The sequence below is a fragment of the Rhizobium sp. 3T7 genome, assembly GCF_020166565.1.
GTDB lineage: Bacteria > Pseudomonadota > Alphaproteobacteria > Rhizobiales > Rhizobiaceae > Rhizobium.
The window spans coordinates 249,937-269,907 of record NZ_JAIQXS010000006.1; the positions used below are offsets into that span (position 1 = coordinate 249,937).

Annotated in this window: 20 protein-coding genes and 1 tRNA gene; 4 read left to right on the forward strand and 17 right to left on the reverse strand. The window is 59.7% G+C overall.

Going from position 1 to position 19,971, the window contains the following annotated elements; translation table 11 throughout:
* The first annotated feature begins 178 nt into the window (after positions 1-178).
* Positions 179-550 (forward strand): winged helix-turn-helix domain-containing protein, encoded by a 372-nt coding sequence (locus tag K9B32_RS11940; RefSeq protein WP_224562159.1) that lies wholly within the window; start codon positions 179-181, stop codon positions 548-550.
* On the opposite strand, the gene modC is transcribed toward K9B32_RS11940, so the two are convergent.
* From modC to obgE, 7 genes are all read right to left on the reverse strand, one after another.
* Positions 551-1,618, reverse strand: coding sequence for a molybdenum ABC transporter ATP-binding protein (gene modC / locus K9B32_RS11945; RefSeq protein ID WP_224562161.1), 1,068 nt, complete (start codon positions 1,616-1,618; stop codon positions 551-553). It lies immediately after the preceding gene.
* Positions 1,615-2,316, reverse strand: coding sequence for a molybdate ABC transporter permease subunit (gene modB, locus K9B32_RS11950; protein ID WP_224562162.1), 702 nt, complete (start codon positions 2,314-2,316; stop codon positions 1,615-1,617). Before modB ends, modC begins: the two co-directional genes overlap by 4 nt.
* 74 nt (positions 2,317-2,390) lie before the next feature.
* Positions 2,391-3,176, reverse strand: a complete 786-nt coding sequence (gene modA / locus K9B32_RS11955; protein ID WP_224562164.1) for a molybdate ABC transporter substrate-binding protein — start codon at positions 3,174-3,176, stop codon at positions 2,391-2,393.
* Between the two features lie 489 nt (positions 3,177-3,665).
* A complete protein-coding gene (locus K9B32_RS11960; protein WP_224562278.1) occupies positions 3,666-4,259 on the reverse strand; it encodes a nicotinate-nucleotide adenylyltransferase in 594 nt (197 codons plus the stop codon).
* 37 nt (positions 4,260-4,296) lie between these two features.
* Positions 4,297-5,580, reverse strand: a complete 1,284-nt coding sequence (locus K9B32_RS11965; protein WP_224562166.1) for a glutamate-5-semialdehyde dehydrogenase — start codon at positions 5,578-5,580, stop codon at positions 4,297-4,299.
* A complete protein-coding gene (gene proB, locus K9B32_RS11970) occupies positions 5,573-6,742 on the reverse strand; it encodes a glutamate 5-kinase (protein WP_224562169.1) in 1,170 nt (389 codons plus the stop codon). Before proB ends, K9B32_RS11965 begins: the two co-directional genes overlap by 8 nt.
* Positions 6,729-7,811 carry a GTPase ObgE gene (gene obgE / locus K9B32_RS11975; RefSeq protein ID WP_007790993.1) on the reverse strand — a complete coding sequence of 361 codons (1,083 nt, stop codon included), beginning with the start codon at positions 7,809-7,811 and terminating at the stop codon, positions 6,729-6,731. The genes proB and obgE overlap by 14 nt, the downstream gene beginning before the upstream one ends.
* An 84-nt stretch (positions 7,812-7,895) precedes the next feature.
* Here obgE and K9B32_RS11980 point away from each other — a divergent pair, with 84 nt between their 5' ends.
* Positions 7,896-8,759, forward strand: coding sequence for an endonuclease/exonuclease/phosphatase family protein (locus K9B32_RS11980; protein ID WP_224562173.1), 864 nt, complete (start codon positions 7,896-7,898; stop codon positions 8,757-8,759).
* Between the two features lie 41 nt (positions 8,760-8,800).
* Here the strand turns inward: K9B32_RS11980 and K9B32_RS11985 are convergent, their stop codons facing one another.
* The 4 genes from K9B32_RS11985 to rplU form a co-directional block, all read right to left on the reverse strand.
* A complete protein-coding gene (locus K9B32_RS11985; protein WP_224562175.1) occupies positions 8,801-9,388 on the reverse strand; it encodes a GNAT family N-acetyltransferase in 588 nt (195 codons plus the stop codon).
* Entirely contained in the window at positions 9,385-10,062 is a 678-nt protein-coding gene (locus tag K9B32_RS11990; RefSeq protein WP_224562177.1) for a GNAT family N-acetyltransferase, read from the reverse strand. The genes K9B32_RS11985 and K9B32_RS11990 overlap by 4 nt, the downstream gene beginning before the upstream one ends.
* 126 nt (positions 10,063-10,188) lie before the next feature.
* On the reverse strand, positions 10,189-10,458 hold the full coding sequence (rpmA, locus tag K9B32_RS11995) for a 50S ribosomal protein L27 (RefSeq protein ID WP_007790980.1): 270 nt from the start codon (positions 10,456-10,458) through the stop codon (positions 10,189-10,191).
* 35 nt (positions 10,459-10,493) lie between these two features.
* Complete coding sequence (rplU, locus tag K9B32_RS12000; RefSeq protein ID WP_007790977.1) at positions 10,494-10,811, reverse strand: 50S ribosomal protein L21; 318 nt, start codon at positions 10,809-10,811, stop codon at positions 10,494-10,496.
* A gap of 304 nt (positions 10,812-11,115) precedes the next feature.
* Between rplU and K9B32_RS12005 the strand changes: the two genes are divergently transcribed.
* Together K9B32_RS12005 and K9B32_RS12010 are read left to right on the forward strand one after the other, a co-directional pair.
* Positions 11,116-11,205: transfer RNA gene (locus K9B32_RS12005), tRNA-Ser, on the forward strand.
* Positions 11,206-11,443: 238 nt separating this feature from the next.
* Complete coding sequence (locus tag K9B32_RS12010) at positions 11,444-12,532, forward strand: Fic family protein (RefSeq protein WP_224562179.1); 1,089 nt, start codon at positions 11,444-11,446, stop codon at positions 12,530-12,532.
* Positions 12,533-12,685: 153 nt separating this feature from the next.
* Here K9B32_RS12010 and K9B32_RS12015 read toward each other — a convergent pair whose 3' ends face one another.
* The 6 genes from K9B32_RS12015 to K9B32_RS12040 all read right to left on the reverse strand — a co-directional run bounded on the left by K9B32_RS12015 (position 12,686) and on the right by K9B32_RS12040 (position 19,916).
* Complete coding sequence (locus K9B32_RS12015) at positions 12,686-13,462, reverse strand: crotonase/enoyl-CoA hydratase family protein (RefSeq protein ID WP_224562181.1); 777 nt, start codon at positions 13,460-13,462, stop codon at positions 12,686-12,688.
* The gene (locus K9B32_RS12020; protein WP_052026518.1) at positions 13,462-14,349 is read right to left on the reverse strand and encodes a hydroxymethylglutaryl-CoA lyase; all 888 of its coding nucleotides are present in this window, start codon (positions 14,347-14,349) and stop codon (positions 13,462-13,464) included. The genes K9B32_RS12015 and K9B32_RS12020 overlap by 1 nt, the downstream gene beginning before the upstream one ends.
* A complete protein-coding gene (locus K9B32_RS12025) occupies positions 14,346-16,331 on the reverse strand; it encodes an acetyl/propionyl/methylcrotonyl-CoA carboxylase subunit alpha (protein ID WP_224562183.1) in 1,986 nt (661 codons plus the stop codon). Before K9B32_RS12025 ends, K9B32_RS12020 begins: the two co-directional genes overlap by 4 nt.
* 7 nt (positions 16,332-16,338) lie before the next feature.
* Positions 16,339-17,946: a carboxyl transferase domain-containing protein gene (locus K9B32_RS12030; protein ID WP_224562185.1), complete on the reverse strand. Its 1,608-nt coding sequence runs from the start codon at positions 17,944-17,946 to the stop codon at positions 16,339-16,341.
* Between the two features lie 36 nt (positions 17,947-17,982).
* Positions 17,983-19,146, reverse strand: coding sequence for an isovaleryl-CoA dehydrogenase (locus tag K9B32_RS12035; protein ID WP_224562230.1), 1,164 nt, complete (start codon positions 19,144-19,146; stop codon positions 17,983-17,985).
* 455 nt (positions 19,147-19,601) lie between these two features.
* Entirely contained in the window at positions 19,602-19,916 is a 315-nt protein-coding gene (locus tag K9B32_RS12040; protein ID WP_224562232.1) for a DUF6074 family protein, read from the reverse strand.
* Positions 19,917-19,971: the final 55 nt, after the last annotated feature.

Here is a 19,971-nt window from a genome sequence, read left to right on the forward strand (position 1 = left end):
CACAGTTAAGATAGGCACCAAACCATTAACGTTTCAAGATGCTTGCAATCACAAAGCGTGAATGTCCGTCTTGATCACAAACCATTGTTGAACGGAGGAGGTGCGCATGTGGCCGCTGTGTACAGTCCCTATCACCACACGTAAAGTAAGTTCCGTTCCGACCGCAAAGATCCGTCCGATGAAAAGCCCTGCCGAAGACACGCTCATTCCTATCCTCCGTATCAGCTTTCCTCATGAGGACCGGCTCGGGCGCGGCAAGATGGAACTGCTCGAACATATCAGGGAAACCGGATCGATTTCCGCCGCAGGCAGAGCGATGGACATGTCCTATCGTCGTGCCTGGTTGCTTGTCAGCGACATGAACCGGATGTTCCGGGACCCCGTGGTCGAATCCCAGCGCGGTGGCCAGAAGGGCGGGGGTGCAACGCTCACGCCGTTCGGTGATGAACTCCTTGCCCGCTTCCGAAAGATGGAGCGGATGGTGAAGTTCACCCTTGCGGAGGATCTGGCCTGGCTGGAGGCCAACCGATCGCCACAAACCGGTCGTTGATCACTGTTCGAGCGCGACGGTTTTTATGACGGCAAAGACAAACGCCCCAATGCGCACGCCCAGCCGCTCTGCCGAAAAACTCGTGATCCGCGAGAGAATGATATCCCCCCCGCAATCGACGAGCACATCGATCGTGGCGTCATCGGCCTGCGTCATGTCCCGAACAGTGCCTTCAAGCACGTTCAGCGCGCTCAGCGCCTCGGGCCTTCTCATTGCGAGTATAACGTCACGAGAGGGGATCCGGACCCGAACCGCCTTCCCGGGTGTGAGCGCCGCGCCCGGGACATGAAGCTGCGTTGATTTCAGCGTAATCGTCGCAATGCGATGCAGCGCATCGACGCTTTCGACCTTTCCCTCGAGGAGTGCACCCGCATCACGCCGCTCGAACGAGGCAGGCGGGTGGTTCAGCACATCCACGGCTGAGCCGACCGCCTCCACCTTGCCATCCCGCATGACCACGACCTGATTGGCGAGGCGCGCCACCTCGGCGATCGAGTGGCTGACATAGACGATCGGAATATCCATCTCGTCGCGCAACCGCTCGAGGTAGGGCATGACTTCCGATTTTCGGGCATCATCCAACGCCGCTAGGGGTTCGTCCATCAACAAGAGGCGGGGAGCCGAGAGCAGGGCCCGGCCAATTGCCACGCGTTGCTTCTCGCCACCAGAGAGCTTTTCCGGTCGGCGCTCGAGCAGGTTTTCCATGCCGAGCAGCGCGACAATTCGATCCAGGTTCTGCGCCGGACCGGCCGCTTTGGAAAACCACCCACCATATAGAAGATTATGACGGACACTGAGGTGCGGAAACAACCGCGCCTCCTGGAAGACATAGCCGAATCTTCGGCGATGCTTGGCGACAAAGATCCGCCGGTCGGTATCGGTCATGACGTCGCCGTCCAGAATTACTTGCCCCTGGTCGGGCCGCGACAAGCCGGCAATGACACGGATCAGCGACGTCTTGCCGGAGCCCGAACGACCGAAAAGGGCCGTGATCCCGCGCTCGGAGGTGAAGCCGGCATCAAGGGCAAAAGCACCGAGCCGCTGCTTTGCTTTCACGACGAGCGTCATTCCGGGTCAATCCTCCTGCCGGCGATGCGCGAGAGGAATTCCGAGGCAAGCAAAGCGACCATCGAAATGACGACAGCGACGAGTGTCAGCCGGAGGGCACCGGCATCGCCGCCCGGGACCTGCGTGAAGGAGTAGATCGCGGACGAAAGCGTCTGCGTCTCCCCGGGAATGTTGGAGACAAACGTGATCGTTGCCCCGAACTCCCCCATCGCTTTGGCAAAGGAAAGGATCATGCCGGCAATGATCCCGGGCAGCGTCAAGGGTAGCGTGATCGTCAGGAAAACCCAGAGCGGACTGGCTCCCAGCGTGCCGGCCGCCTCTTCCAGTTTTCGATCGACCGCTTCGATCGAAAGCCGGATGCTGCGCACCATCAAGGGAAAGGCCATGACCGCGCAGGCAAGTGCCGCACCTGTCCAGCGAAACGAAAAGACAATGCCAAAATACTGATCGAGGAAGCTACCAATCGGCCCACGTCGACCGAAGAGGATCAGCAAGATGAATCCCGTGACCACAGGCGGCAGGATCAGCGGCAGATGAACAACGCCATTGAGAACCGACTTACCCCAAAACCGCCCCCGCGCCAGCAGGAGGGCAACCGCGATGCCGAATGGCAAACTTGCCAGCATCGCGACAACTGACACGCGCAGGCTGAGCAAGATTGCCGTCCATTCATCATTGCTCAGGCCGAGTGCGTCCAAGCCAGTCTCTCCAAAAATAGAAGGCCCGTTCGAACAGGCCCTCTCAGGCTACGTCTTCATGCGAAAAATCGCAATTATTTCAAGATGGTGAAGCCCTGCTCGGCAAAGAAATGAGCGGCTTTCTCCGACTTCAGGAATTCCACGTAGGCCGCGGCATCCGGATTCTTGCTCTCGGAGAGAATGGCGATCGGATAAATGATCGGAGGATGTGAATCCGCCGGGAAGGTGCCGACGACGGCAACGCCCGCGTCCGCGGAGGCATCGGTCTGATAGACGATGCCATAGGGAGCCTCGCCGCGCGATACCAACGCAAGCGCGGCACGAACGCTTTCAGCGCCGGCGACCTTGGCTTCAACCGAGGGCCACACGCCAAGCGCTTCAAGCGCAGCCTTGCCGTACTTGCCAGCCGGAACCGACTTCACCTCACCCATGGCGAGCTTGCCATCACCGAGCAAAGTCGCAAGGTCAAAGCCCTTCGTGATCTCGACCGGTTTGGCGTCATCCTTAGCTGCGACAAGCACGATCTTGTTACCCAACAGATTGGACCGGCTGTCGGACTTGATCAGATTCTTCTTCGCAAGATAGTCCATCCAGTCCAGGTCGGCGGAGATGAAGATGTCCGCCGGTGCGCCGCCTTCGATCTGTTTCGCAAGCGCCGAGCTCGCGGCGTACGAGGCAACAGTCTCCTTGCCGCCCTCCTTGGCCCAAGCAGCGTTCGCTGCGTCGAGCGCGTTCTTTAGGCTGGCCGCCGCGAAGACGGTGACCTTCTCCGCAGCCGCGGCAGGTGTTGCGGCAATGCCCAGAAAAGCGGCCGAAAAGGCGGCGGCAGCGAATTTGATCCATTGGCGGCGACTGTGCATGATATCTCCCCGAGTTTCGCAATATTCGTAGAAATATAACGTCGCCAGCGCCGTGCCTAGCGCTATATTTCAACCAAGCATAACCCTTCGGATCACTCGTCAACTTCAGACTTCACACATTCGTGAACTGCATGTCTAAACGCCTTCGGCTTCCAAATTTGCAAAAATGACCCTATGATTTTAGGGGAAGATTCCCCAAGGGTTTGGGATCTCAACAGAAATCCCCGGAAGTGCGAAATAATTAGGCAGGAAGAAACCGGTCGCCTCGCATAGCCATGCTCTCAATGCATTGCTGCAATGCAATGGAACCGGTTCAAAAATCCGGCTACTATGGTACAACACACTCATCGAACGGCGATCTCCTCCTCCCAAAGCCGTTGGATATGGATCGGCAGCACTCCTCCTCCCAGTTGTCGATCAAGTTTACGAAGCCCGACGGATCTCCTCCCCCGTCGGGCTTTTCATTTGTCAAGCTCCGGAAAAATCGCACTACTTCCGAGCGCCGTTCGTGGCGCGGATGGCAGTCGAGCTTAGGCCGGAGCGCGGACCGTGTATGAAGGTCCAGGCTGGTGCCCGCCGCTTCCAGAGCGCGCGCGAATCGTCCTCGTCGATGCGAGCGAAATCAAACGTCCTTGCCATCTTCGATGACAAAAGCGACAGGGTGGAGCCTGGGCGGTCGATAACTGCAATCGGAAATGTGTTGACGATGTCCTGCCAGTGTTGCCACTGATGGAAAGTCTTCAGGCTATCCGCCCCCATGATCCAGATAAAATGGACATGCGGATTGCGCGCCTTGACGCGAGCCAACGTGTTTGCCGTAAAGCTCGTCGCGAAATCGCGCTCGAAAGCCGTGACCTTGATTAAGGGATGGCGGGCAAGCCGCTCGCTCAGCGCGATGCGCTCGGCAAGCGGCAAGAGATGGCGCCGATCCTTGAGCGGATTGCCGGGGGTAACAATCCACCACAATTGATCGAGGCCAAGCCGCTTGATCGCGATTTCGGCAACCAGCGCATGTCCGTCATGCGGCGGATTGAAGGAACCACCGAAAAGACCGACGACCATGCCGCGCTCCGTATGCGGCATGCGAAGATAACGTCGGTCGACTTCGTCGTTGATCACGTCAGGGCCGGGTCTGTCCGGTGCCGTGCACCCGATACTTGAAGGATGTCAACTGCTCGACGCCGACGGGGCCGCGGGCGTGCATCTTGCCGGTCGCGATGCCGATCTCGGCACCCATCCCGAACTCGCCGCCATCGGCAAACTGGGTCGATGCATTGTGCAGCAGGATCGCCGAATCGACCTCGGTGAAGAATCGCTCGACCACATCGGGATCGTCGGCAATCACAGCCTCGGTGTGGTTGGAGGAATAGGTCTGGATGTGCTGGATCGCCCCGGAAATGCCCTCAACGACGGCAACCGAAACGATGGCATCCAGATATTCCGTCGACCAATCCTCCTCGCTTGCTGCCTTCACGCCAGGCATTGCCTGAACGACGGCTGCCGAACCGCGGATCTCGCAACCGGCTCCTGTAAGAGCGTCCAGCAGCGGGCGAAGATGCGTGCTGGCCACAGCGCTGTCGACGAGAATAGTCTCCACTGCACCGCAAATACCCGTGCGCCGCATTTTTGCGTTGACGACGATCTCCTTGGCCATGCCGAGATTGGCCGAGGCATCCACATAGATATGGCAAAGCCCTTCGAGGTGAGCGAAGACGGGCACCCTCGCCTCGTTCTGAACGCGCGCAACGAGGCTCTTGCCACCACGCGGAACGATAACGTCGATTGCACCATCCAGTCCGCGCAGCATCGCGCCAACGGCAGCGCGATCGGTCACCGGCACGAGCTGAATAGCGTGCTCCGGAAGTCCGGCCGCCTTCAGACCCTGCGCGAGGCAAGCTTGGATTGCCTGCGACGAACGCCGAGAGTCCGAACCGCAGCGCAAAATGACCGCATTGCCAGCTTTCAGGCACAGCGCTCCAGCATCCGCCGTCACATTCGGGCGGCTCTCGAAAATCACCCCGATGACGCCGAGCGGCGTGCGGACGCGCTCGATCTTCAAACCATTCGGCCGTTCCCAGGCCGCGATCACCTCACCGACCGGGTCCTTGAGAGCGGCGATCGCGCGGATGCCTTCAGCCATCTCGACAATGCGCTTCTCGGTCAGAGTCAAGCGGTCGACGAAGGACTCAAGCATATCCGTGCCGGCGACATCCTTTAGATCCTTGGCGTTTTCAGCGAGGATGTGATCCTTGTGGGCGAGAATCGCATCTGCCATGGCATTCAGCGCCCTGTTCTTCGCCTCGGTGGTTGCGAAGCCCAACGGTCGCGCCGCAGCCTTGGCCTTGCGGCCGATGTCGTTCATCAGCGCGTCAATGTCAGGGCTCTGCGCAACAGTATCAAGCATAGCTTGTGTCCTTCTTCTGCCTTTCCGATTTTGAACTGACCTGCGACGTCATCACCATGTCGTCGCGATGGATCATGGCCGCGCGTCCTGCGTAACCGAGGATTGCCTCGATCTCCGTCGACTTGCGGCCAGTGATCCGCCGCGCTTCCTCGGCATCGTAGCCGGCAAGACCGCGCGCGATCTCGCGGCCATGGGGGCCGATAATCGCCACCGTATCGCCGCGGCTGAAAAGCCCGATAACCTTGCGTACGCCCGCAGGAAGCAAGCTCTTGCCTGCCCCGAGCGCAGCGACGGCGCCCTCGTCGACGTGAAGTTCGCCGGCAGGCTGCAACTGGCCCGCAATCCAGGTCTTGCGTGCCGTGACGGGAGTCCTTGAAGGGGCAAACCACGAGGAGCGCGCGCCCTTCTCGATTGCCGAGAGCGGGCTGTCCGTCTTGCCGGAGGCAATGATCATTGCGCAGCCGGCCGTCGTCGCGATCTTGCCGGCATCGATCTTGGTACGCATGCCGCCACGCGACAGCTCGGACGCAGCACCCCCAGCCATGGCCTCGATTTCAGGTGTGATCTCAGCGATCGTGGCGAGAAACTCCGCCTGCGGATCGAGGTGTGGTGGCGCCGTATAGAGCCCATCGATGTCGGATAGCAGAATGAGCAGATCGGCGCCGGTCATCGTCGCGACACGCGCAGCCAAGCGGTCGTTGTCGCCGTAGCGAATTTCGCTGGTGGCAACCGTGTCGTTCTCGTTGATGATCGGCACGGCGCCGATTTTCAGAAGCTGATTGATAGTGGCGCGCGCGTTGAGATAACGGCGGCGCTCCTCGGTGTCGCCGAGCGTCAGGAGAATTTGGCCGGCAACGATCTCGTCCCGCGAAAGGCTCTCTGACCAGGCACGCGCCAAGGCGATCTGGCCGACGGCTGCCGACGCCTGGCTTTCCTCCAGCTTCAAAGCGCCCGAAGGCAGGTCGAGGACCGACCGACCGAGCGCGATCGCTCCCGACGAAACGACGAGGATGTCAACGCCCTTGGCCTTCAGCGCCGCAATATCGCGGCACATTGCGTCCAGCCATGTCTTCTTCAGACCCGTCTTGCGATCGACGAGAAGAGCCGAGCCGATCTTGATGACGACGCGGCGATAGCGCTGGAGCGACTTACGCGTCGTCATTGACCTCGCCTTCATCATCCGAGACCATGTCGCGGTGGCGAAGCTTTGGTGCCTTGGCAAGCTTTTCCGCCGCGCCGGCATTCGCCTCGACGATGATATCGCGCAGGGCACGCAATACTTCGGTCATACCCTTGCCTGTCGCCGCCGAAATCTGGAACGGCGTCTTGCCGCAGGCCTTGGCAAGTTCCTTCGTCTTCTTCTTCAGCGTCGCGTCGTCCAACACGTCGATCTGCGAAAGCGCAACGATCTCGGCTTTATCGGTCAGTTCGTTGCCATAGGCTTCGAGCTCCGTTTTGACCGTCGTGTAGGCCTTGCCGACTTTTTCCTCCTGCGCAGACACGAGATGCAGCAGCACGCGCGTGCGCTCGACGTGTCCGAGGAAGCGATCGCCAATGCCCACACCCTCATGCGCGCCTTCGATCAACCCGGGAATATCAGCGAGAATAAACTCCTGCCCGTCGATGGTGGCGACCCCGAGATTCGGGTGAAGCGTCGTGAAGGGATAGTTGGCGATCTTCGGACGCGCACGCGTTACAGCCGCTAGAAAGGTCGACTTACCGGCATTCGGCAAACCGACGAGGCCGGCATCGGCAATCAGCTTCAGATGCAGCCAGACCGTCTTTTCTTCGCCGGGAAGCCCCGGATTTGCCCAATCCGGCGCCTGGTTGACCGACGACTTGAAATGCGCGTTGCCGAAACCACCATTGCCGCCAGTCGCGATCCGGAACCGTTGTCCCTCTCTCGTCAGGTCGCAAATTAATGTTTCCTGGTCCTCTTCGAGAACCTGCGTGCCGACCGGAACCTTGAGTGTCACGTCATCGCCGTTGGCACCGGTGCGGTTTCTACCCATACCGTGCGTGCCGATCTTGGCCTTGAAGTGCTGCTGGTAGCGGAAATCGATCAGCGTATTGAGACCGTTGACCGCCTCGACCCAGACATCGCCGCCGCGTCCGCCGTCACCGCCATCGGGGCCGCCGAACTCGATGAACTTCTCGCGCCGGAACGAGACACTGCCCGCGCCGCCGTCTCCGGACTTGATATAGACCTTTGCTTCGTCGAGAAATTTCATTTTACTTCCATTGTCCGGTGGCAGTTCATCGCCCCTCTTGCCGCTTTCGATATAGGCGGTTCAATCGGAGGTCAAAGGATTATCGTGAAGTTTGCGAGCTATAACATACAGTACGGCTTCGGTCTTGATGGCATCTACGACCTCGACCGAATCGCCGCGAGCCTCGAGGGCGGCGACATCATCGCGCTGCAGGAGGTGACCCGAGGCTTCGTTCGCAACGATTATGCCGACATGGTTGCGGACCTCGCAGCGCTTTTTCCTGACCATTTCTGGGCCTATGGACCGGCTTGTGATCTGCATGTCGAAGAGGCTTCGGACGGTTGGCCGCCGCGCGGAACCCGCTTCCAGTTCGGAAACATGGTGCTCTCGCGCTGGCCGATCCTGTCGACCCGAACGCTGCTTCTGCCGCGCAGCCGAACGATCTCCAAGATCAATCTTCAGCGTGGCGCGACCGAGGCCGTTATCGGGACACCCGCCGGCGCGCTGCGCGTCTATTCGGTGCATCTCGATCATGTCTCCATCGACGAGCGCAGCCGGCAGCTTTCCCATCTGAATGAGCACATCAACGCCTTTGTTGCCGAGGGCGGGTCGCTCACGGGTGGCGCAGAGTTCGACATCAGCGATCCGCCGCTGCCCGACGATTACGTCGTGATGGGCGACTTCAACATGACGCCGGAATCGCCGGAATATTGCATTTTCGCCGGTGCCAGCGATGGCTATTACGGCCGTGTCCAGCGTATCGGTACGCCGATCGACACACTCGCTGCGCTGAAGGCCTATACGCCCGGAAGTTTTAGCTGGATGGATCCCAAGGATCACGGCAAACGCATGCATCTCGACTACTGTTTCGTCAGCTGCGGCCTTGCAGGCCGCCTGAAATCCGCGAAGATCGACACAAATTCGGTCGGCTCCGATCACTTCCCTGTCTGGGTCGAGATCGATGGCTAAGGATTGAGGCGTCCCGACACATCGGGACGCCTCCTTTCATCTCAAGCGATCCTGGCCTGTTGCAGGGCGCCCGGCTTCAGCATGGTCTCAACATGCGTGACCATTGTGTTGCGCGCGTAGCTGTAGATTTCGCTGCAACCGGTCATGCGGAAGCCGAGCTTTTCCTGCAACTTCAACGACGCCGGATTGTCCGCGAAGACGCCGGAATGAACCGTCGTCTCCGGCATACGGCGCGAAAAGCGCTCCAGCACGGCCGAGACCGCCTCGCTCATGTAGCCGCGCCGCCAGTAGAAGCGGTTCAGCCAGTAACCGAGGTGCCAAAGGCCATGGCGAAGCTCGATCGCGACGACGCCGATATGGGCGTCGTCGCCGGCCGTGATGGCAAACTGCCAATCGGGCATGCCACCCGCCGTCACCGGCACCAGCCAGTCGAGCGCATCCTGCCTGTCGTAAGGTGCAGGAACACGAGCGAGCATCCGGGTGACGGCGAAGTCGGACAACGTGTCCGCGATCGCATCCGCATCACTCAGCCTGTGCGGGCGCAGCACCAGCCGGTCCGTCGTGATGACCGGTAACGGCCCGGGCGTTATCGACTGGCTCCTGGGTCTTTGAAGACTGATCGCGTTCATAAGACGCTCCCCCAGCTTCTCAGCGACATCCAGGTCTTGCGGTCGAGCCTGTACCACTCGACCGGCACGTTGCTGCCGAGCGCCAGCGATGCCGCCAGCCCCGATCCCTGGAACTGGAACCCGCACTTCTGGATGACCCGCCGCGAAGCGACGTTCATCACCCGGCAACGGGCATCGATCTGGTCGACATCCTGCCGTGTGCGGAAGACCATATCGACCAAAGCATGGCATGCCTCTGTCATAAAGCCTTGATTCCAATAAGGTTCTCCGAGCCAGTAACCGATCTCGACGGTCCGCCCATCGAGATGCGGTTCGACCCCGCAGCACCCCACAAATGCGCCGTTCTCCGCCTTGGTGATCGCATAGACGCACTTGCCAATCTCGCCGTTTTTCGTGCGACGCACGAAGTCGGCAGCATCATTGGCCGTGTACGGGTGCGGCATGCGCGACACCATGGTGGCGACTTTGGCGTTGTTGGCAAGATGGGCAAGGGCGTCGATGTCTTCTTCGTGGGGCGCGCGCATGACGAGCCGTTCCGATAACAAGACAGGGCAATCGGTCCTTAACCGCTCTGGCCTCAGCCGTTCCTTGGGAGACCGCTGGTCTTCCCGGGGAGACCGCTGGTCTTCCCGGGGAGACCGCGATTGGCCTTCCCTCAACAATTCGCCTTGCATGTTCAGTCCTCCTTCGTTGGACAAGAAAAAAGGGGAGATGGCGCCCCATCTCCCCTGTTTTCTGGACTGAACCTGTTACGCTCAGCCGGGTCGATGAGACGCCGGCTGTTTTAGAGCGCTACCGGCTTATTCCGCTGCTTCCGCTTTCGGCATTACAGACACGTATACGCGACCGTTGGCCTTCGTTCGGTAGTTCACATTGCCGGCGGTAAGAGCAAAGATCGTGTGATCCTTGCCGAGGCCGACGTTGGAACCCGGATGCCACTGCGTACCGCGCTGACGCACGATAATGTTGCCTGCGATGACGGTTTCGCCGCCGAACTTCTTCACGCCAAGGCGCTTGGATTCGGAATCACGACCGTTGCGCGATGAACCGCCAGCTTTTTTGTGTGCCATTGGAGTTCTCCTTTAAACCTTAAAGTCCCGTGATCTTACTTAGCAGCCACGATGTCCGTGATACGGACAACGGTGTGATGCTGGCGATGGCCGCGCGTACGCTTCGAGTTCTGACGACGGCGCTTCTTGAAGGCGATGACCTTCTTGCCGCGGTTGTGCTCGACCACTTCGGCCTTGACGGAAGCGCCCTTGACGAAGGGAGCACCAATCGCAGCGTCGGCGCCTTCGCCGATTACGAGGACTTCGGTGAATTCAATTGCGTCGCCAGCGGTTGCTTCAAGCTTCTCGATGGTCAGCACGTCGTTTGCTGCCACACGGTACTGCTTACCGCCGGTCTTGATGACTGCGAACATTTTTTATCCTTTCATGTTCGTTCCGGCTCGTGCCCGCCAAACAGCAGGTGGCCGTCTTTTTATCAGTCGAGGTTAAGCAGGGATTTCAGGAGCTTCAGCCCAGAACTCTCACTGCCGGTGATCTGCCCGCGCAAGCGCGAGACAGGCAGGCGCAGACTTCTCCACACCTATTGCGGAGCCGAGATACGCGAGCCCCAAAAAACTGTCAAGGCAAAAGGATGAAAAGCTTCGAGATTTCGTCTTGCCAGCTTGTCATTCTCTCGTTATGAGAACGCCCGCGCCGAACAAGCGCCGACCAGACCGCGGAGAGGTGGCAGAGTGGTCGAATGCACCGCACTCGAAATGCGGCATACCTGCAAGGGTATCGTGGGTTCAAATCCCACCCTCTCCGCCACTGGATCCCTTGCGCTCCAAGGTTTTCCCGCAGCCTCTGGTTTTCGTCAAGCTTGGATCTCGTCGCCCAAATTGGCTAGGGCCACATTCTCTGCACGACCAAGTATTTGCCGCGCATCCCAATATTCAGGATCTACCGGCTGGCGATGTCTGGCCGCATGTAAGCGAATGTTCGCTAGTTTAACATGAGGCTCAGACGTGTTAAGAAAATGCGTTTTTTTTAACTCATTGAGTCGCACATGTTAAAGCCGACCTACTCCTTGCCAGATCTTTCTAAACTCTCCGACTTGGAGACCATTGAGGTATTGAAAGCACTCGCCTCCGCGAACAGATCGCTCGCTGAGCTGAAAGGGCGAGCGGCTGCGATACCGAACCAAGGTATCCTGATCGATACCCTGGCACTACAAGAAGCGAAGGCCAGCTCAGAAATCGAAAATATCGTCACGACGCAGGATGAACTCTTTCAAGCGGAGCTATTTCCGGAAGGTCCAGAGTCTCCAGCAGCAAAAGAGGTCTCCCTATATCGCGATGCGCTTAAGTATGGCTTCGATAAACTCACCCAGTTTGAGGGTCTGCTGCCCAATTCAACTATCGTCGGCATGTTCCGTCTCCTCAAGCAGCGGGACGATGGTTTCAGGCAAACTCCAGGCACTGCGCTGAGGAACGATCGGACTGGCGAGATTGTCTATATCCCGCCACAAGATCAGCGAGAGATTGCTTTCGCTATGGATGCCTTAGAGCGGTTCATCAATGACGATCAGTTGTCACCGCTTGACCCGCTCATCAAGATGGCGCTGGTGCATCACCAATTTGAGAGCATACATCCGTTCCCGGATGGAAACGGCCGCATAGGGCGTATTTTGAATGTGCTCTATCTGACACGCGCCAATCTGCTCGAAACCCCTATTCTCTATCTTAGCCGGGCAATCAATAACTCGAAGGGCGAGTATTATCGGCTGCTTCAACATGTGCGCGACACCGCCGAGTGGGAAGGTTGGCTGGTTTACATGCTTAAAGCTGTTGATGAGACAGCAAAGACGACTCTCGATCTCATCGAAAACATTCGCGAGCAGATATCGACAACCAAGCGAAGACTTCGGGAAGAGTTCCCGAAGCTATATTCGCAGGACCTTTTGAATAACCTATTCAGGCATCCTTACACGCGGATCGACTATGTGCAGCAAGAGTTAAATGTCACTCGACAGACTGCTGCTCGCTACCTTGATACGTTGGCGGACGCAGGTTTTGTTAGCAAACATCAAAGCGGCAGAAACAATTACTATATCAACGATCGGCTGGTCGCCCTGTTTTTGAAAGTCTCCGAGTAATAGAATACACTCAAGGCAGCGGCTTCGGTGAGACATTGATGCCGTTTTGGCGGGCGGCATTGTGGGTTCAAAATCCCACCCTCTCCGCCATTGGATCCCATTCGCGACTTTCAATTTGACGCCAAGTTGTTCCGCTGCAGTCGAAGCTGCCCGCTATGAATTCGGCCGGCGCTTTTCGAAGAAAGCGGCAATACCGGCCTGTGCCTCGTCCGTCTCCCAGCTGTCAGCGAGTTGAGAAATCACGCTGTCGATGATCTCGTCCGTGATGGGCGCGGCGAGAGAACGCGCGAGAGCCTTGGCGCGCGCTGCAGCCTGCGGCGAAGCCGCGATGAATTCGTCCGTCTCCTGGTCGACGGCGCGATCGAGATACGCGGGCGCCACAACGGAAGCGACAAGACCGATCGACTTGGCATAGGCAGCATCAAACGTTCGGCCGGAGACGAAAAGAGAACGCGCAGCAGAGGCGCCGATCCGCGCTACGACATAAGGGCTGATCGTTGCCGGGATCAGGCCGAGCCGGACTTCCGTCAGGCCGAAACGCGCGGCCTCCGAGGCAATCACGGTGTCGCAGACGCTAATCAACCCGATACCGCCGCCGAAGGCGCTTCCGTGGACGCAACCGATGAGCGGCTTCGGCATTTCGTTCAACGCCTTGAACATCATCGCCAGCCGTCGCGCCTCGGCGATTCTCTTCGCCCGGCTCGCCTTGAACTGGGCTCTCATCCACTCCAGGTCGCCGCCGGCACAGAAGCTCTTCCCTGCGCCGGCAAGCACGACGGCGCGTACCCTCTTATCCGACCCAAGCACGCTTGCGGCTTCGGTCAACTCGTCGATCATCTCCGCCGACATGGCATTGTGCTTGTCGTCGCGGGCAAGCGTAAGCCGCGCAACACCGCGCTCGTCGATCGAGATCATCAGCGTTTCCGGCATTATCCTGCGCTCCTCAGGCTCTGTGCAAAATGGGCAGCCTGTTCCAGCTTCTCTGCCGAGAGTCCGGTCCGGTAGCCCTTGCGGGCAAGGAACTGCGCGACAGCCAAGGTATCAACGTTCCCCTTCGCGCCGGGGGCATAGGGACAGCCGCCCAATCCGCCGACTGACGCATCGAAAACCCGCAGCCCGTGCTTCAACGAAACCTCGATATTGTCGAGAGCCCAGCCGTCGGTGTCATGGAAATGACCGGCAAGCATCGTCGCCGGTGCATAGGAAAGGACCGTCACCAGCATCTGATCGACCTCCTCCGGACGTCCTCGGCCGATCGTATCGCCGAGGCTGATCTCGTAGCAGCCCAATGCATGCAGGCTCTCGACGACCCGCGCCGCCGCATCCGGCGAGACGGCCCCCTCATACGGGCATTCGACCACGCAGCTGACATAGCCGCGCATGGGGACACCGCGTGCATGGCTTGCGTCTGCAACCGGCTTGAATCGTTCAATGCTCTCGGCGATGGAGCAGTTGATATTCTGCTGCGAGAAGCTCTCCGAGGCGGAAGCGAAGATCGCGACTTCGTCCGCGCCCGCCGCCATCGCGGCCTCGAACCCTTTCATATTCGGTGTCAGGACGGCATAGCGGACCCCCGGCCTGCGCTTGATACCTGCCATCACCTCGGCGGCGTCGGCAAGCTGCGGCACCCACTTCGGGCTGACAAAGCTTGTCGCCTCGATTCGCTCGAAACCACATTCGGAGATCATGTCGATCAGAGCGATCTTCGTCGCCGTCGGGATCAGATCCTTCTCGTTCTGAAGGCCATCACGCGGAGCCATCTCAACGATCGAGACATCCCGCGGCAGCAGTGACGATTCTCCGGGCTGCACAATCACGTCTCCTCTACCCGCAGCGTCAGAAGCACCGCGCCTTCATCAACCTGCTGTCCTTCACTTACCTCGACGGCTTCCACCGTCCCATCGCGGGCCGCAACGAGCGTCAGTTCCATCTTCATCGCTTCCATGACGACAAGCGCATCGCCCTTGGAGACTTCCGCCCCCGAACTCGTGCGCACGATCTTCACAAAGCCCGGCATCGGCGCGATCAACCTGTTGCCGTCAGCCACATCAACCGCACTGAAATCGAGCGGGTTGCCAAGGTGGAACACATGCGTTCTGTGGTCCACGCTGACAACCAAGTGATGCGCCGCCACGCTCGCCTTGACCTGCACCTGCCGGCCATCGACCTCCGCCCTGCAGCCGTCATCCTGCCGGCTGACGATCTTCACTGGAATGACTCGTCGGCCATCATGCACGGCAAAGAAATCGAAGCCCTTGGCGGCAACTCGCAGCGTTGAATGCCCTCCTTCGTAGGTTAGCACGACGATACGCTGCATTTCGCTCCAGAGCTGCCAGTGCCCCAGCGTCAGCCATGGATCGCCATCCGATAGTTGCGTAAGCGCGCCCAACGACAGGACGGCGGCAAGGGCAACGACGGTGTCGACTGGCGGCTCGATGGCGGTCAGCGATTGCAGATTGCGATCGATCAGCCCGGTATCCGGGTGGCCAGCGGAAAATTCTTCCTGCGCGCTCAGTCTGGCGAGAAAATCGAGATTGGTGGTGACGCCGACGATATGCGAGCTCTGCAAGGCCCTGGTCAGTCGCAACAGCGCGACACTCCGACTGGGCCCGTGCACGACCATCTTCGCGATCAGAGGATCGTAGTGGGCGGAGACCGTGTCGCCGGGACGGATCCCGGCATCGATCCGCGCCGTAACGTCAGGAAAGTCTAGATGCCTGATCGTACCGGTCGCGGGCAGGAAACCTTTGGCCGCATCCTCGGCATAGATTCGCGCCTCGAAGGCCCAGCCGTAGATTTCGAGCTCCGACTGCTTCTTCGGCAGGGGCTCGCCGGCGGCTACGCGCAATTGCCACTCGACCAGATCAACCCCAGTGATTGCCTCAGTGACGGCATGCTCGACCTGAAGGCGGGTATTCATCTCCATGAAATAGAAACGATCCGGCCAGAGGCCGTTTGACACATCCGCAATGAACTCCACGGTGCCGGCACCGCGATAGGAGATGGCACGCGCCGCGCGCACGGCCGCCTCGCCCATCGCAAGGCGCATTTCCGGCGTCATGCCCGGAGCGGGCGCCTCCTCGATCACCTTCTGATGGCGGCGCTGGAGCGAGCAATCGCGCTCGAAAAGATGAACAACGTTGCCATGCCGATCCCCGAAGATCTGAACTTCGATGTGGCGTGGCCGAACGAGATACCGCTCGATCAACACGACGTCGTCGCCAAAGGCAGCCTTCGCCTCACGCCGCGCGGCGGCGAGCGCCTCGGGAAATTCCTCTTCGCTGTCGACACGGCGCATGCCCTTGCCGCCGCCGCCAGCGCGGGCCTTGATCAGGACGGGGTAGCCGATCAAGGTCGCCTGATCGGCCAGAAACCCGTCATTCTGTTCCTCGCCGTGATAACCCGGGACAACAGGCACTCCCGACTGGTCCATCAACGCCTTTGCCGCATCCTTTAATCCCATGGCGCGAATGGAAGATGGCTGTGGTCCAATAAAGACGATGCCTGCCGCCTCGACGGCTGCTGCAAAATCGGCATTCTCGGATAGAAACCCGTAACCGGGATGAATGGCTTCGGCGCCAGTCCTTTCCGCCGCGGCCAGGATCCGCTCGATAGAGAGATAGCTTTCCTGCGCGCTGGCAGGCCCCAGACGGACAGCCTCATCAGCCATTTCGACATGTAGCGCGCCGACATCGGCATCCGAATAGACTGCCACAGTGGCAATCCCCATACGCCTGGCAGTTCGGATCACCCGGCAAGCAATCTCGCCACGGTTTGCGATGAGAATTTTCTGGAACATCGCTACCTCACATCCGGAACAGGCCGAAGCGCGTGTCTTCAATCGGTGCATTCAGCGCCGCAGACAGCGAGAGACCGAGCACATCTCGGCTCTTGGCCGGATCAATCACCCCGTCATCCCAAAGGCGCGCCGACGCATAGAGCGGATGGCTCTGTCGTTCGAAGAGATCAAGCACCGGCTGCTTGAAACTAGCCTCCTCCTCCGGCGTCCAGGGGGTGCCGCCACGGGAAAGCGCCTCTCCCCGGACGGTCGCAAGGACACCGGCCGCCTGCTCTCCGCCCATGACCGAGATGCGGCTGTTCGGCCATGTCCAGAGAAAGCGCGGCGAGAAGGCGCGACCCGCCATGCCGTAGTTACCTGCACCGAAGGAACCTCCAACCAGCATCGTCACTTTCGGCACAGCAGTCGTTGCGACCGCGGTCACGAGCTTGGCACCATTCTTGGCGATGCCTTCCGTCTCGTATTTGCGGCCGACCATGAAGCCTGTGATGTTCTGGAGGAAGACGAGCGGTATCCGGCGTTGCGAGCAAAGCTCGACGAAATGAGCACCCTTCAGCGCCGACTCGGAAAACAGCACGCCGTTGTTCGCAACCACGCCCACGGGGATGCCATGGATGTGAGAAAAGCCGCAAATCAACGTCGTTCCATAGCGTGCTTTGAACTCGTCAAAACGGGAACCATCGACGAGACGCGCAATCACCTCGCGCACATCGTAAGGGACGCGCAGGTCGGCAGGGACAATACCGGCGATTTCCGCCGGATCGAAGAGCGGCGCTTCGACCGGCTGACGCTCGACGCCACCCGCGTTGGACCGATTGAGGTTGGCGACAGCGCGTCGAGCCAATGCCAGCGCTTGTGCATCGTCACGAGCGAGATGGTCTGCAACGCCGGAGAGCCTTGTGTGCACGTCGCCGCCGCCGAGGTCCTCTGCCGAGACGACTTCGCCGGTCGCAGCCTTCACCAGTGGAGGGCCGGCAAGGAAGATGGTGCCTTGCCCCTCAACGATGATCGCCTCATCGGACATGGCCGGCACATAGGCACCGCCCGCCGTGCACGAGCCCATGACCACCGCAATCTGCGGAATGCCCGCCGCAGACATGTTCGCCTGATTGTAGAAAATCCGACCGAAATGATCTCGATCCGGAAACACCTCGTCCTGGTTCGGCAGATTCGCACCGCCCGAATCCACGAGGTAGATGCAGGGCAGATTGTTCTGTGCGGCGATCTCCTGCGCGCGCAGATGCTTCTTCACCGTCATCGGATAGTAAGTGCCGCCTTTCACCGTCGCATCGTTGCAAACAATCATGCAATCGCGGCCCGAAACGCGACCGATACCGGTTATCAGGCCAGCGCCGGGCGCCTCGTTGCCGTACATGCCGTGAGCCGCGGTCAATCCAATCTCGAGAAACGGTGTCGCCGGATCGAGCAGTCCGGCGATCCGATCGCGCGGCAGCATCTTGCCGCGAGCGACGTGACGCTCACGGGCTGCAGCTCCGCCGCCGTTTGCGGCACTCGCAGCAGCCTCCTCGATGACACGGATCGCTTCCGCCATCGCCGCGCGATTCGTCCTGAAGCTCTCCGAATTCGGCGAAATCTGCGACTTCAAAATCGTCATTCGTCACCAGGATAGGTTATCGGATAAATTCTCTTATCAAGCCGTCTCCGCGAAAAGCTCGCGGCCGATCAACATGCGCCTGATTTCGGAAGTGCCGGCACCGATCTCGTAGAGCTTTGCGTCGCGCAGCAGCCGGGCCGCAGGATAATCGTTCGTGTAGCCATTGCCCCCGAGCGCCTGGATTGTCTCGAGAGCCAGAAGCGTCGCTTTTTCGGCTGCATAAAGAATACAGCCGGCGGCATCCTTGCGTGTCGTCTCGCCGCGATCGCAGGCGGCCGCCACCGCATAGACATAGGCGCGCGCCGTGTTCATGGTCACGTACATGTCGGCGAGCTTGCCCTGCATCAGCTGGAACTCGCCGATCGCCTGACCAAACTGCCTTCTCTCGTGAAGATAGGGCACGACGACATCCATGCAGGCCGCCATTATACCGATCGGTCCCGCGGAAAGGACGACGCGCTCATAGTCGAGTCCCGACATCAGAACGCGCGCACCACCACCGACGGTGCCGAGCACATTTGCCTCCGGAACCCCACAATTCTCAAAGATCAGTTCGCAGGTATTGGAACCACGCATGCCAAGCTTGTCGAGCTTGGGCCCGGTCGAGAAGCCCTTGAAGGCCTTCTCGACGAGGAAGGCCGTGATGCCGCGCGGTCCCGCTTCCGGGTCGGTCTTTGCGTAGACGACCAGCACATCGGCGTCCGGACCGTTGGTGATCCACATCTTGTTGCCGTTGAGAACGTAACTGTTACCTTGCTTCTCCGCCCGAAGCTTCATCGAAACGACGTCGGATCCGGCACCCGGCTCGGACATGGCAAGCGCGCCGACATGTTCACCGGAAATCAGGTTGGGCAGGTACCGCGACTTCTGATCAGCGGTTCCATTCCGGCTGATCTGATTGACGCACAAATTGGAATGAGCGCCGTAGCTGAGTCCAACGGAGGCCGAAGCGCGGCTGATCTCTTCCATGGCGATGCAATGGGCCAGATAACCTAACGCGGCGCCGCCGTAGGCCTCTTCAGCCGTGATCCCGAGCAGCCCCATGTCACCCATCTCGCGCCAGAGCGGCGTTGGGAAACTGTTGCTGCTGTCGGTCTCGGCAGCGAGCGGTGCGATGCGCTCCGTCGCGAAACGTCGAACGCTGTCGCGGAGCGCCTCGATCTCGTCCGCCAGACCAAATCTCAAACCACCGGAATACATGCCTTCCCTCCCAAGTCCGGCGCGCGCTTACCGCAGCGTCCGGTATGCGTGTGTCGTTATTCTCCCGTCATTGTTTTCACGCGCGTATCTTGTCGGCAGCTCCTCCACTGCCGGTCGGCTCGATAAATTTCGTTGAAGAATGTGAAAATGGCAAGCATTTCCGGTCGGCCGGTTTCTGACCGCCCAGTTTGCTCCGGCGAGTACTCGATAGATCTTCCGCCCGCATCTGCCCTTCCTCCCGAAATAGGCAACGACCTGAATACGCACGGGATCTTTGGAGATCCACGTGAGAACAAAAGGATGCTAGCATTGGGCGCGCGGAATTTCTGAACCAAGACGGTTCGTCTTGCGCAAAATATGGAAAGAATTCGTCGCCGGGACGACGCGTTCAACCGCTCAGGACTGTCCGACAAGACCGGCAGCCTAACTGGCGGCAAGCACCGATTGCTATGACATTAACGCTTGATGGCGCGACCGCCGCGGCTTTCGGCGATTGCCCGCACTTGATGGCGGCGAACCAACTCGGCCTGTACCTCGGCTTGAAATGTCATGACCTGGTCGCGCACCTCGTCTTCGCAGCAGCCAAGCGACGCCAGCTCGTCTGCCAACCGGCGGCACTCTGTCTTCCAGAAGCGCACCGCGTCCTCACCGTGGCGGCGGTCCAGTTCGGCCGCGCACCGATCAATGTCACCGGCGCGCGAGGCGACCGGGAAAAGCACGATCTCGCTTGTCGTCATTGCTTGCAGAGTTTTGTTTGACTGTACTGGCATCGACTCATTCCGTTGCGTCCGACTCATTCCTAGCTGACCATGGTTAACGCTTTCC